We start from the raw sequence: 12938 nt of genomic DNA on the forward strand, positions 1-12938 counted from the left end.
CGGGTTTAAAGAGAGTATAAAATGAATTATATTTATACTATTTGTCTACATGGCGTAAGCTGGGCTGAACTTGCTGCTTATCAATCCATTTTGCCCTTAATTGAGCAGCAAAAAATTAACCAACTACATATGGATGACGATAAATCCCGCTCTCTACTGGGTAAATTATTACTGCTTTACATACTAAAAAAACACTTATCGTATCGAGCATCACAGTTACCTAATTTAAATTATAACCACTATTTTAAACCATTTATCGCAACTATGCCGGGGAGTTTTAATATTTCACATGCGGGTGATTGGGTGGTTTGCGCATATAGTCAGCAGGGGATGATTGGTGTCGATATTGAGCAGCAACAACCGCTCAATATTGATGAGTATCATCAAGTCTTAACGCTCGCCGAACTTAACGCTATTCGACTGGATAAGCTGGAATTTATTCAGTTATGGACCTTGAAAGAAGCCATCATTAAAGCAGATGGTCGGGGATTTCACTTAGCGCCCAATTCATTTGCACTACCAATCCCTTTTATAAACCATTCACCTGTCACGGTAGATGGCAATATCTGGTTTTTACATTGGCAAAAAATTGCCTCTAGATATGCGTTAGCCATTGCCTGCTCAACCCCAACTGATAATACAATAACGAAAAGATTAGATATCAAGCAATTAATTACAACCTGTTATTGTTGAGGCTTTATAAACAGTTGCTCTCTACCGCGGGTTAGGTTGGCAATAAATTTATTCAGCTCTTGAAACTTATCGTCGGTGATGGCGATAAATAGCGATATGCCCTCGGCATCAAAAGTTTGTTCTTCAATGATTGCTTGAATATCTTTAAGTTTATTTTCAAGAATAGGCCATTCATTATATAAACACGAGACTCGGTAAGATTGACGCAAAATAATTGCTGTTAACGGCGCTTGCTGTAAACAATGACTGGCGCTGCCGCCATAAGCGCGCATTAAACCACCCGTACCAAGTTTTATCCCGCCAAAATAACGTGTTACAACAATAACCACATTATCACAACTTTGTCCTTCAATAGCAGCAAGAATAGGGCGTCCAGCGGTACTTGTTGGTTCGCCATCATCACTAAAGCGGTATTGATGCGATAGCTTCCACGCCCAGCAATTATGAGTGGCATTTATATCACTCACATGCGCAATAAAATCGACCGCTTGCTCGGCACTATTAATCGGCGCTGCGTTGACAATAAATCGACTTTTTTTTATCTCTTCGTTGATCGTAAAAGGGGTAATTAGTGTATATAACATGCTTAATTCTGTTAGAATAATCAAACGCCCTTAATCATACTGAACCAGAAGAAAATGTCTATTAATTTAGCACAATTAAAGCTGCAACAAATCGAATATGCTGAGCGTATTATTTTACGCGATGATTTTGCGTTTAAAATTCCCACGATGATTGGTGGGGCGGATGTCGGTTTTGAAGAGGGCGGGAAAATAACACGGGCAGCAATCGTCGTGCTAGCTTACCCTAATTTTGAACTTATCGAGTACAAAATTGCTAAAGTACCGACAACATTGCCTTACATTCCAGGTTATTTATCTTTTCGTGAGTACCCAGCGCTACTTGCCGCGTGGCAACAAATAACAGATAAGCCACAATTACTATTAGTCGACGGTCAAGGTATTGCTCATCCAAGAAAGCTTGGCATTGCAAGTCACTTAGGCTTATTGTTAGATATTCCAACGATTGGTGTGGCTAAAAAGAAATTGTATGGCCAATATGCTCCCTTAGCTAATGAATTATTTGCTTATCAACCGCTATTTAATAAAATAGGCGATGAACAAATTGGTAGTGTATTACGCAGTAAGGTTAAATGTAATCCGCTATTTATTTCATCAGGTCATCGTATTAGCCAATTATCTGCATTAAATTGGGTAAAAGCCTGCTTGAAAGGTTACCGCTTACCAGAGCCGACACGATTTGCTGATGCCGTTGCATCCAATAAACCTGTATTACAAAAACTGTTACACCACTCTTAACACAACGATTAGCGAAATAATTTATGACTGAATTGCGCAAAAATGGCTTTACCTTTAAACGCTTTTTTATTGCTCATGATAACAGCCCCATGAAAGTAACAACCGATAGTTGTTTGCTCGGCGCATGGAGCCCTATAACGGCAAGTACAAAAAAAGTTCTCGATATTGGTTGTGGCTGCGGAATTATTTCGTTAATGCTCGCTCAGCGTCTGGAACATTGTGATAGCCATATCGATGCTATCGATATTGATGCGAATGCGGTTGTGCAGTGCCAAGATAATATTGTTAACTCACCTTTTAATAATATCACGGCTAAGTGCATAGATATCAATCGATACCAGCTAACTAACCCATCTTATTACGATTTAATCGTCACTAATCCCCCTTATTTTGAGCCAGCGGTAGATTGCCGCAATCACCAGCGCCAGCAAGCCCGTTATACTGAAAATTTAAATCATACACAGCTCATTACAGCGGCCAAAAGGTTATTAACCATTACCGGTCGTTTTTGTGTGGTATTACCTTATCATTTATCACATGCATTTATTGAGCTCTGTTTGTCACATAATTGGTACTTGGCGCAGCAGATGCAGATACAATATACCGATAACAAACCTATATCGTTAAGCTTGCTCTGCTTTAGTTTGCAAGCAGTTGAATTACCGGTTCTGCAAAGCTTGACAATGCGCGATAATGAAAACCGCTATAGTCGCGATTTTCGTCAATTACTCAATGATTTTTATTTATTTCAAAAGTAAGCCATCTAAACCGTTCACAATGTAAATACTATAAATATGATTTATAGTATGTTGATTATATTCAAATCGTGACTACTTTATTTATTTGAATGAACGAGAATCGATAGTAAATATTTTGCTATTATTCTTAATGTTATTAAGCCTAATTTGACTTTTCTACTCCTCATGAATCATATGCTTAGCATAATACCATTTTATTTTTCTATCTTATTTCTTCTCTCTATAAGTTTAAATTATAGAACATATAAAAAAACAGACTTAGACAACTAAAAAAACAATCAAGTAATATGCTTAAAATGATATCTGTTGACGGCACGATTAATCATTGCGATATCCATTTATTAATAATTTACCTACAAGGAGAAATCAAATGGTTCATGACAAAGTTGTTTTTATTACGGGTGCGGCAAGTGGCATTGGTAAACAAATTGCTTATACATTTTTGCAAAATGGCGCAAAAGTTGTTTTTTCAGATATTAACGAAAAAATACTTAATGAGATAACCAGCGAATATCAAGCAGCAGGGTTTGATTGCCTAGGTATTAAGTGTGATGTGACTAAAGAAGCTGAAATTAACGCTGCTATCGATCAGGTTGTACAACATTATGGCACAATCGATATTTTAATTAATAATGCGGGTTTGCAACATGTCTCTATGATTGAAGATTTTCCGACCGAGAAATTTGAGTTTATGTTAAAAATGATGCTAGTAGCGCCATTTATTGCGATTAAACGTGTTTTCCCTATTATGAAAAAACAAGGGTTTGGACGCATTATTAACATGGCATCAATTAATGCTGTAGTTGGTTTTGCAGGTAAGTCTGCCTATAATTCAGCTAAACATGGTTTAATTGGTTTAACAAAGGTTGCGGCACTTGAATCGGCTAGCAGTGGTGTCACTGTTAATGCCATTTGCCCCGGATATGTCGATACTCCACTCGTTCGCGGGCAATTTGACGATCTTTCGCGGACTCGTAATATTCCATTAGAAAAAGTATTAGAAGAGGTTCTTTACCCGCTCGTACCGCAAAAACGCTTATTAGATGTGCAGGAAATCGCAGATTATGCACTATATCTATCAAGTGATAAAGCAAGAGGGATCACCGGGCAAGCCTGTTTATTAGATGGTGGTTATACGGCGCAATAACTCAAAGTATATCGACCTAATAAGCTCATATTACTCAGTGATTACAAGGTCGACTTATATAAAAAGGCGGCATAATGGATCTCATTTCATCTTTAGGTGTGGTTTTAGCAGTTATAGCGATTATTTATTTTTCTCTTAAAGAGATTAATATTCTTATTGCAGCGCCAATAGCAACATTGCTTGTCATTCTTACCAACCAAATGGATATTATTAGCGCTATCTTTGGTATCGGTAAAAATGACTATATGGGTGCTTTAGGCTATTATATTATGAATTTTTTTGCTATTTTTTTATTAGGTGCTATTTTAGCAAAATTTATGGAAGAGAGTGGGGCAACGATATCAATAGCTGACTTTATTCTTAAACGATTTGGCAGCCAAAAACCTTATAGAGTATTACTGGCGATTTTTTTTATTAGTGCGATTTTAACTTATGGCGGCATTAGTCTATTTGTAGTTATGTTTGCGATAATTCCGCTTGCTAGAATACTATTTAAAAAACTAGATATTGCTTGGAATTTAATTCAAGTACCATTATGGCTGGGTATGGCAACGGTAACGATGACCATTCTTCCTGGTACTCCAGCAATACAAAATATTATTCCTATCCAGTTTTTAAATACCTCGCTTACCGCTGCTCCTATCCCGAGCTTATTTGGCGCTCTAGGGTGTATTACTTTTGGTCTATGCTACATGAAATACGTACTTAATCGCAGTTTGAAAAAGGGCGAGAACTACGCAACTTATGTCACAAATGATAATTCGGCTGCCTTAGGTCGTAAATTACCTAGCTTTATCACCAGCATTTTGCCCTTAATTTGTTTAATTCTCATTGCTATTTCTGGCAGTATTCTGGGGAATGACGTGGTCAAAAAGAACATTATTTATGTTGCACTGATTGTGGCTATTTTATTATCCGTTTTACTCTTTCACTCATTTTTACCAGATAAAGTTCAGACGTTGAGCATTGGCGCGAGTGGGTCGGTTGGTCCTATTTTTGCCACTGCGTCTTCGGTTGCTTTTGGTACCGTAATTATGATCGCGCCAGGTTTTAGCTTTTTTAGCCAGCTAATCATGTCTATTCCAGGTAATCCATTAATTAGTTTGACGGCATTAACGGCTTTAATGTCGGGGGTAACAGGCTCATCTTCGGGAGCATTAGGGATTGTGATGCCAAATTTTGCACAGTATTATTTAGATACTGGTATAGCTCCAGAGCTGATCCATCGAGTAGCAGCCGTAGCGTCAAATATTTTAACCTTGACGCCACAAAGTGGCGTTGTGTTAACGTTTTTAAGTTTAACTAAATTAACCCACAAGACCGGTTTTAAAGATACTTTTATTGTGGTGACTGTTGGAACGTTAATTGCCGAAGTGATTATTATTAGCCTTGGCTTAATCATCTATTAATTATCTATTTTGTTATGATTTATTTATAAAATATGATGTTAGCTTAAAGTAACGTTTTGTTAAACTAACATCATAATCAACTATCATAACAATGGCATAATATAAAAATAAATAGCAGCAACAATAGCCAATAAAATGATGGTAATAGCATAAAACTTATCATGTAAATAGCTAAACGCGCTTAGTTTTCTTTGTTTCCGGGCATATAGATAAAATGCTAGGCCAACAGCATATAAGATCATCGAAAGCAATAAGTAGACAATTCCACCAGCATAAATTAGCCAGAAGCCATAAATTGTTGCTGAACAACCAATGAAAACCAAATAAAGATTACGGCTTTTTAGCGCTAATTTAAGCACAAATACCGCCGATAACAGGTAAGGAATAAGTACCATGGAGGTTGATAACTGAATTAGGGTGTTATAGCCACTTTGATAAAAGTGGGCAAGGATCATTAAAATGGTAATAAAGAAACTCGTTAACCACAGTGCTTTATAGGGCGTTCCAGTAGAATTTAATTGACCAAAGCAGCTTGGCACTGTGTTTTTATCCCCTCGACCAGCCAGATAGAGCATTTCAGCTGCTAACATAAGCCATGAGAGTAACCCTCCACATACTGAAACAACTAAGCCGATATTAATAAATGTCGCTCCCCAGCTCCCCACGACTCGCTGAATAACTAATGCCATAGATGGGTTTTTCATCATAGCTAGCTCTTCTTGCGGAACAATTCCCAATGATAAAACTGAAACACAAACTAATAATATACTGGTAATTAGAAAACCGAAAAATGTCGCTCGGCTAATACTAATCATATTTTTAGCTCTTGATGCATATACCGTTGCGCTTTCGATGCCCAGATAGACCCAAACGGTATAAAGCATTGTATGTTTTATTTGCTGCATGATTGAACCTAGTTGTGGTGACCCCCAGAAGTCGAGTCGAAAGGTCTCGAACCTAAAAGCCAAAACAATACAGATAATAAATAAACCGATTGGCACAATTTTCGCTAACGTAACTAAGCAGTTCAAGGTAAATGCGGTATATATACCTCGTAAAACGAAAAAATGAACGATCCATAAAAAGCTTAAACCCCCTATTACGGCAGATAACGTTGTACCATCGCCAAAATAGCTAAAACAATCAAATGAACCTAATGCACTAAAGAGTATCACTAAGTAGCTTGCGCAGGCCATCCACGCTGAAATCCAATAGCCCCAGGCCGCATTAAAGCCAATATAATCACCAAAACCTTTACGCACGTAGCCATATAATCCATCATTAATTTTATAAAAACGTAATGACAAATATTGAAATACGCGAGTTAGCATTAACATGCCAAAGAGGGTAATTACCCAGGCAATCAGAATTGAGGCGGCACCCGCGCCTTCTGCCATATTTTGTGGCAGGCTAAAAATACCGCTACCGACAATGCCTCCGACAACAAGCAATGTGAGCGGTAATAGCCCTAGTTTTTTTCTAACGGGATTATTCATCATATAATCTTATTGTTTTATTTTAATAATTAAAATCGTAATGACATGCAGCTTACACCGCCATCTATTTTACGGTATTCAGATGTATCAACTTCGATCACCTGATAACCTAATGCCACAATTTTAGCTTTAGTAAGCGGATAACCAGATGGCATAATCACGTTACCATTAACCCAAATGCAGTTAGCGGCATAGCTCTCTTCTTCAGGAATTTCGATGATATTTAGATGGCTAAATTCTGCTTTAGTTATAAATTCACCTGCGGCAAGTAAGTTATTCTTTTCTAAATAAGAGAGCCCGGTTTTTAAGTGTAAAACTTTATCTAGCGTAATAATTGAGCCAGTTAATCCGTATTTATTTAATATTGCGATCATCTGCGTGGCGCCTTCATGATTGGTTCTAGCCGATAAGCCGATATAATAATGAGTACCAACCATCATAATATCTCCAGCTTCAACGTTGCCTGGTGCCAAAATTCTTTCAACATTATTAGGGTAAAATTGAGTAATAGCGCTTTCAATAATTTCAATTTCTTTAAGGCGGCTTTTAGCGCCAGGTCTTGTGATAATCGCACAGTGAGGGGTACAAAGCGCGGTATCTTCAACAAAAACAGAATCAGGAAATTGTTCATTAGGTGGCAGTATAGTTACCTCAACAGCGCATTGCTGTAGTGCTTTAATATACTCGTGATGCTGCTGTAACGCTTTTTGATAATCGGGTTTACCAAAATTGACAGAGGTTAATCCATCCACTAATGTTTGACTCGGGGTTCTTACTATGGCATGTTTAAATTTAAGCATAATGCGTCCTTTTTCGTTATTTATTCTTAATTTGTGCATAATAATTCATTTTTGAATAAATAATCAAGTTTTTATTGATTATTTATTCAAGTTGATCGTAAAAATTAAAAAACAATCCGGCTTTGAATTCACATTGTTGATAATAAAAAACCGCAAATAACTTTAGTTATTTACGGTTTTAGCCAACTTGCATCAATAATATCGATGCGAAATAGGAATTGAGTAAATGTTACAATTAAGCGAACTCAACTAATGAAAAACAGTTAACGCCCATAGCGGTTAATTTTGCTTGACCTTCTAAGTCAGGTAGGTTAATAACAAAGGCTGCATCTTCAACAATGCCGCCTGATTTACGAATTAATTTAGTCGTTGCAGCAACCGTGCCGCCAGTTGCTAGTAGGTCATCAATAATTAGCACGTGTTCGCCAGACTTAATTGAGTCAGTATGAATTTCTAATGTGTCAGTGCCATATTCAAGTTGATACTCTTCTTTAAATACATGACGGGGCAACTTATGCGGTTTTCTCACAGGGATAAATCCGACACCTAAAGCCAAAGCGATTGGCGCTGCAAAAATAAAACCACGTGCCTCAGTACCCACAACTTTATCGATTTTTTTATCTTTATAGTGCTCAACAAGTAATTCAATGGTCAATTTAAATGCTTGTGGATTTTCTAATAAGCTGGTGATATCCCGAAACAACACCCCTTCTTTCGGGTAGTTTGGGATGGTAATGATACTCTCTTTTATAATGGCTAATTTAGTTTGTTGGTTTTGCATAGCGCATTTTCCTTATTTACAATTAAATTATTTTCTAACAATACATTTACTATAAACATAACCAAGTAGCGCCCCAACTAATGCAGGAACAATCCAACCAAGACCTTGTTCATATAGCGGTATATAACGGGTTAATATCTCATTACTATATTGAATACCCTTTGTCACATTAGGCAAATAGATAGATAGTTCAGAACCTTGGGTCATTGCCGAATTAAGTTCAAACAAAATACTGGTTAATAATGTTAGATAAATTGCCCCAACATAAATCGATTTACGGCCGTTAAATAATCGATGGAAGAACATTAAAATAATTAATACGATAGTAACGGGATAAATAATAGATAAAACCGGTACTGAAAATGAAATTAGGGCTGTTAAACCAATATTTGCAAATAGTGCACTAACAACTGAAAAAATAACCGCATATTGGCGATAAGATAGCTTAGGACAAAGTGAAACTAAATAGTTTGCACATGCATTAGTTAATCCGATATTTGTTGTCATACAAGCAACCGTAACCATTATTCCTAAAATTAAATTACCCCAGACACTAAAATAGTAGGTTGAAACCCTGGCTAAAATTTGGCCGCCATTTTCGAGAACACCTAATTTGGTGACACTTGTTGCACCCATATAGACTAACGAGATATAGAAAAAAGCTAAAATAGCACCAGCAATTAAACTTGCTTTAAAGCAGGCTATCATTATCTTAGTTTTATCTTTAATGCCATAATTCATAATACTTTGTACGACGATAATACCAAAAACAAGGGATGCAAGAGTATCCATTGTTAGGTAGCCTTGAGTAAAGCCAGTAAAAAAGGGTAAATTTTGATAATCCTCATTGACCGCCGGTAAGGTTTCGCCCATCGGGAAAATTAAGGCGGCTAAAATTAATATCAGAATAAAGGTTATTTTTAATGGTGTAAGAATTTTACCTACTATATCAATAAACTTCCGAGGATTAAGGGCTAGAAAACAGCATGTACCATAGAAAAAAATCGTAAATAAAGCTAAACAAACGGTATCAAATTTTTCATCTACAAATGGTTTTAGGGCAATTTCATACGAAACACTGCCGGTTCGAGGCATAGCAAATAAAGGGCCGATAGTAAGATAAAGCGTGGTTGCAAAAATAAGCCCGAAAACAACACCACAGCGCTGAGCAATTTTTAAGAAATCTTTTTCCCCAGAGAGACCTACCGCCATAACACCAAGCAGTGGCATCATTACCCCAGTGATAACAAAGCCTAACGCAGCGAGGTCAAAATTATCGCCAGCTAGCTGACCTAACATAACAGGAAAAATAAGATTACCTGCACCAAAAAATAAGGCAAAAAGAGTGATGCCGATTAGAATAATACGCATAATGTTTAATTTTTTAATAACAAAGTGAGCGATTATAGCGTAAAAATTCAGTTATACACACAAAAAAATATGTTTCACGATCAGTCATTAATCGTTATTAATGCCTTTTTGTTGAATTTTTTCTAGACTAAAAAAGTCTTAATATTGAATAATAGCAACTACAAAATAGTTACTAATAAATGGTAAGGATAATTATGAAAAAAATACTATTAGCATTATTCACACTAATTCTGGCTAGCAATGCTCAGTCAAGAACATTTACAGAAATTAAATCATCGGGAATGCTAGTCATTGGGGTGCCTGCTGATTATGCACCGCTTGCCTATTATAACAAACAAGGAAAATTAGTGGGTTTCGATATTGATATGGCTAAAAATTTAGCTAACTCACTTAATTTAACAGCCGTTTTTTTTATAACTAGTTGGCCAACGCTTTCCCAAGATTTAATCGATGATCGATATGATATTGCAATGGGCGGGGTTACCTATACTAAAGCGAGAGCGGAGCAATTTGCACTTTCTAACCCAATTGTACCTAATGGCAAAATTGCATTGGCCAGCTGTCAGTCAGCAGCTAAGTTAGTCGATTTAGACCATATTAATCAAGCCGATGTTAAAGTCGTTGTCAATCCAGGTGGGACAAATGAAAGCTTTGTAAATAATTATATTCATCAAGCACAAATTATTAGAGTGAAAAATAATATCGATAATATTCAATCGTTAAGAGACAAAACCGCTGATATGATGGTTACTGATTTAATCGAAGGGTACTACTATCAATATTCGGAACCAGGAGTATTATGTTTAGCGACTAAAACACCATTTTTAGGTACTAAAAGTTATAAGGTATACATGCTTAGTCAGCAAAATCTGGATCTGCTTGATGCGATAAACAACCAGTTAACTCAGTTAGATATTCATAATATTGCCCAAAAATGGGGAGTACATACCCAGCTTGAGTAAGTTTTTTTGGATAGCGCTTAAATTGTGCTGTTACAGGTATCGACTTCTATTAACGTTGATATCGATATGAACGGCATTTATGATTACGGCGAGCAGAATTAATAGTAATCTTGTTGTCTATACGTTAAATTAAACGATTTTAAATTAAAAGCGCCTTATTTATTACAAAGCGCGTTTACTATGGCTACATTTTTTCGATAGTTTTTATCCCTAACATATCTAAACCAATTTTTAATGTTTTAGCCGTTAAGGCTGCTAATTTTAAACGGCTTTGTTTAAGTTGCTCTGTTTCCGCTGATAATACAGGGCAATGTTCATAAAAACTTGAAAATAGGGTAGCGATATCATAAAGATAAGCACACAGTACATGCGGTAAGCCATCATTAGCTACCACATTAACGGCCTCATTAAATTGTAATAATTTAACAGCTAAAGCGCGTTCTTTATCATGTTTGAGGTTAATATAACCATCTAAATTATCTACCGACAAATCGGCTTTACGGAAAATAGATAGCACTCGTGTATAAGCATACTGTAAATAAGGTGCCGTATTGCCTTCAAACGATAGCATGTTATCCCAATCGAATACGTAATCAGTGGTTCGATTTTTTGATAAGTCTGCATATTTAACTGCACCAATAGCTACGGCATCAACAATTGTTGCGAGTTCTTCATTAGATAAATCAGGATTTTTGGATTTAATTAATGCTGTTGCGCGTTCAGTTGCTTCATCTAATAAGTCATTGAGTTTTACTGTATCACCCGAGCGTGTTTTAAATGGTTTGCCATCTTTACCAAGCATCATTCCAAACATATGGTGTTCAAGTTGTAATGATGATGGAATGTAATTAGCTTTATGGGCGACTTGCCAGACTTGTTCTAAATGTTGATGTTGCCTTGAATCGGTATAATATAAAATACGATCAGCATGCAGCTCTTCATAACGGTATTTTACCGCTGTAATATCGGTTGTGGCATAAAGGTAGCCACCATCACGTTTTTGAATAATCATGGCCATCGGTTCGCCTTCTTTATTCTTAAACTCATCTAAGAATACAACCGTTGCGCCATCACTTTCAACTGCAATTCCTTTTGCTTTAAGGTCAGTAACTACGTCAGGTAACATCGAATTATAGATGCTTTCCCCCATGGTGTCTTCTAGTGACAATGTCACATTTAGTCGTTTATAGGTGGCGATATTTTGAGTCATAGTAATATCTACCAATTTACGCCACATAGCGCGACAATACTCATCACCACCTTGTAATTTAACCACATAATTACGTGCTTTTTCTGCAAAAATCGGATCTTCATCATAATGTTTTTTGGATTCACGGTAGAAGCTTTCCAAATCGGATAGCGCCATATCATTGGCATTTTCATTTTGCATTTTTTCCAGATAAGCAATTAGCATACCAAATTGCGTACCCCAATCACCGACATGATTTGCCTTAATGACATTGTGCCCTAAAAACGATAACACACGCACCGATGCATCACCAATAATAGTCGAACGCAGGTGACCGACATGCATCTCTTTAGCAACATTAGGTGCGGAATAGTCAATGACAATATTTTGGGGTTTGTCTGCGAGTGTTAGATTCAGTTTTTCATTGAACAGTGTTAGATCTGCTTGCTTAGCAAGCCAGTGTTCATTTAAAAATAGATTAATAAAACCTGGCCCAGCAATTTCAATTTTACTGACATAATCAGCAATCGATAGATGCTTAACGACTTCTTCCGCTAATTGTCGAGGGTTCATGGATAATTTTTTAGCTGCCGCCATAATACCGTTGGCTTGATAGTCGCCAAATTGAGCTTTAGCAGATTGTTTTATTAATGCATCACAATCGCTTGGTGCACCTGCTGCAACCATAGCTTGTTTGATCTTGTCAGAGAGTAATAATTGAATATTCACTGTACTTACCTAAATATTGATAAAATATTGGCGCATATAATACCTGCAAAGGTAAAAAAAGTCATTCTTCCAATAAAGATGATTTACTTTATCGTTTAATCCGCTAGAATAAATTGTTCTCAACGGGGAGCCGTGGTGAAAACCAAAGCTGAGAGTTGCGCAAGCATGACCCGTCGAACCTGAACCGGCTAATACCGGCGGAGGGATTGAGCATGTCAAAGATAGTGTTATCTTTTATTTACTCAAACCTTTTGTCTTAAAGTATATATTATTTATATACTTAA

The 12938-nt window shown here is 36.6% G+C and carries 12 protein-coding genes and 1 riboswitch; of the genes, 6 read left to right on the forward strand and 6 right to left on the reverse strand.

Going from position 1 to position 12938, the window contains the following annotated elements:
* The first annotated feature begins 21 nt into the window (after positions 1-21).
* Positions 22-693, forward strand: coding sequence for a 4'-phosphopantetheinyl transferase superfamily protein (locus RHO12_02040; protein ID WVD66561.1), 672 nt, complete (start codon positions 22-24; stop codon positions 691-693).
* On the opposite strand, the gene RHO12_02045 is transcribed toward RHO12_02040, so the two are convergent.
* Complete coding sequence (locus RHO12_02045; GenBank protein ID WVD66562.1) at positions 684-1277, reverse strand: YigZ family protein; 594 nt, start codon at positions 1275-1277, stop codon at positions 684-686. The two genes, RHO12_02040 and RHO12_02045, sit on opposite strands and share 10 nt — an antisense overlap.
* Before the next feature lie 54 nt (positions 1278-1331).
* Between RHO12_02045 and nfi the strand changes: the two genes are divergently transcribed.
* The 4 genes from nfi to RHO12_02065 all read left to right on the forward strand — a co-directional run bounded on the left by nfi (position 1332) and on the right by RHO12_02065 (position 5326).
* A complete protein-coding gene (gene nfi, locus RHO12_02050; GenBank protein ID WVD66563.1) occupies positions 1332-2012 on the forward strand; it encodes a deoxyribonuclease V in 681 nt (226 codons plus the stop codon).
* A 23-nt stretch (positions 2013-2035) separates the two neighbouring features.
* A complete protein-coding gene (locus tag RHO12_02055; protein ID WVD66564.1) occupies positions 2036-2770 on the forward strand; it encodes a methyltransferase in 735 nt (244 codons plus the stop codon).
* A gap of 370 nt (positions 2771-3140) precedes the next feature.
* Complete coding sequence (locus RHO12_02060) at positions 3141-3917, forward strand: 3-hydroxybutyrate dehydrogenase (protein ID WVD66565.1); 777 nt, start codon at positions 3141-3143, stop codon at positions 3915-3917.
* Between the two features lie 74 nt (positions 3918-3991).
* Complete coding sequence (locus RHO12_02065) at positions 3992-5326, forward strand: hypothetical protein (GenBank protein ID WVD66566.1); 1335 nt, start codon at positions 3992-3994, stop codon at positions 5324-5326.
* Between the two features lie 83 nt (positions 5327-5409).
* Here RHO12_02065 and RHO12_02070 read toward each other — a convergent pair whose 3' ends face one another.
* The 4 genes from RHO12_02070 to brnQ form a co-directional block, all read right to left on the reverse strand.
* Positions 5410-6825 carry a basic amino acid/polyamine antiporter gene (locus RHO12_02070; GenBank protein WVD66567.1) on the reverse strand — a complete coding sequence of 472 codons (1416 nt, stop codon included), beginning with the start codon at positions 6823-6825 and terminating at the stop codon, positions 5410-5412.
* 26 nt (positions 6826-6851) lie between these two features.
* Complete coding sequence (locus RHO12_02075) at positions 6852-7622, reverse strand: arginine deiminase family protein (protein WVD66568.1); 771 nt, start codon at positions 7620-7622, stop codon at positions 6852-6854.
* Positions 7623-7857: 235 nt separating this feature from the next.
* On the reverse strand, positions 7858-8403 hold the full coding sequence (gene apt / locus RHO12_02080; GenBank protein ID WVD66569.1) for an adenine phosphoribosyltransferase: 546 nt from the start codon (positions 8401-8403) through the stop codon (positions 7858-7860).
* A gap of 27 nt (positions 8404-8430) precedes the next feature.
* Positions 8431-9774, reverse strand: a complete 1344-nt coding sequence (gene brnQ / locus RHO12_02085; GenBank protein WVD66570.1) for a branched-chain amino acid transport system II carrier protein — start codon at positions 9772-9774, stop codon at positions 8431-8433.
* Positions 9775-9968: 194 nt separating this feature from the next.
* On the opposite strand from brnQ, the gene RHO12_02090 reads away from it, so the two are divergent.
* Entirely contained in the window at positions 9969-10736 is a 768-nt protein-coding gene (locus RHO12_02090) for a transporter substrate-binding domain-containing protein (protein WVD66571.1), read from the forward strand.
* 184 nt (positions 10737-10920) lie between these two features.
* On the opposite strand, the gene argS is transcribed toward RHO12_02090, so the two are convergent.
* The gene (gene argS / locus RHO12_02095) at positions 10921-12654 is read right to left on the reverse strand and encodes an arginine--tRNA ligase (GenBank protein WVD66572.1); all 1734 of its coding nucleotides are present in this window, start codon (positions 12652-12654) and stop codon (positions 10921-10923) included.
* A 113-nt stretch (positions 12655-12767) separates the two neighbouring features.
* Positions 12768-12877: riboswitch (TPP riboswitch) on the forward strand.
* Positions 12878-12938 lie beyond the last annotated feature (61 nt).

It is taken from the genome of Orbaceae bacterium lpD02, from assembly GCA_036251875.1.
In the GTDB taxonomy this organism is placed as follows: Bacteria; Pseudomonadota; Gammaproteobacteria; order Enterobacterales; family Orbaceae; genus Orbus; species Orbus sturtevantii.

Excerpts from the sequence above, each read along its gene's own strand:
- RHO12_02090 (WVD66571.1), top strand. The coding sequence starts at position 9,969 with ATGAAAAAAATACTATTAGCATTATTCACACTAATTCTGGCTAGCAAT.
- RHO12_02075 (WVD66568.1), bottom strand. The coding sequence starts at position 7,622 with ATGCTTAAATTTAAACATGCCATAGTAAGAACCCCGAGTCAAACATTA.
- RHO12_02065 (WVD66566.1), top strand. The coding sequence starts at position 3,992 with ATGGATCTCATTTCATCTTTAGGTGTGGTTTTAGCAGTTATAGCGATT.
- RHO12_02040 (WVD66561.1), top strand. The coding sequence starts at position 22 with ATGAATTATATTTATACTATTTGTCTACATGGCGTAAGCTGGGCTGAA.
- RHO12_02055 (WVD66564.1), top strand. The coding sequence starts at position 2,036 with ATGACTGAATTGCGCAAAAATGGCTTTACCTTTAAACGCTTTTTTATT.
- RHO12_02045 (WVD66562.1), bottom strand. The coding sequence starts at position 1,277 with ATGTTATATACACTAATTACCCCTTTTACGATCAACGAAGAGATAAAA.
- apt (WVD66569.1), bottom strand. The coding sequence starts at position 8,403 with ATGCAAAACCAACAAACTAAATTAGCCATTATAAAAGAGAGTATCATT.
- brnQ (WVD66570.1), bottom strand. The coding sequence starts at position 9,774 with ATGCGTATTATTCTAATCGGCATCACTCTTTTTGCCTTATTTTTTGGT.
- RHO12_02060 (WVD66565.1), top strand. The coding sequence starts at position 3,141 with ATGGTTCATGACAAAGTTGTTTTTATTACGGGTGCGGCAAGTGGCATT.
- RHO12_02070 (WVD66567.1), bottom strand. The coding sequence starts at position 6,825 with ATGATGAATAATCCCGTTAGAAAAAAACTAGGGCTATTACCGCTCACA.
- nfi (WVD66563.1), top strand. The coding sequence starts at position 1,332 with ATGTCTATTAATTTAGCACAATTAAAGCTGCAACAAATCGAATATGCT.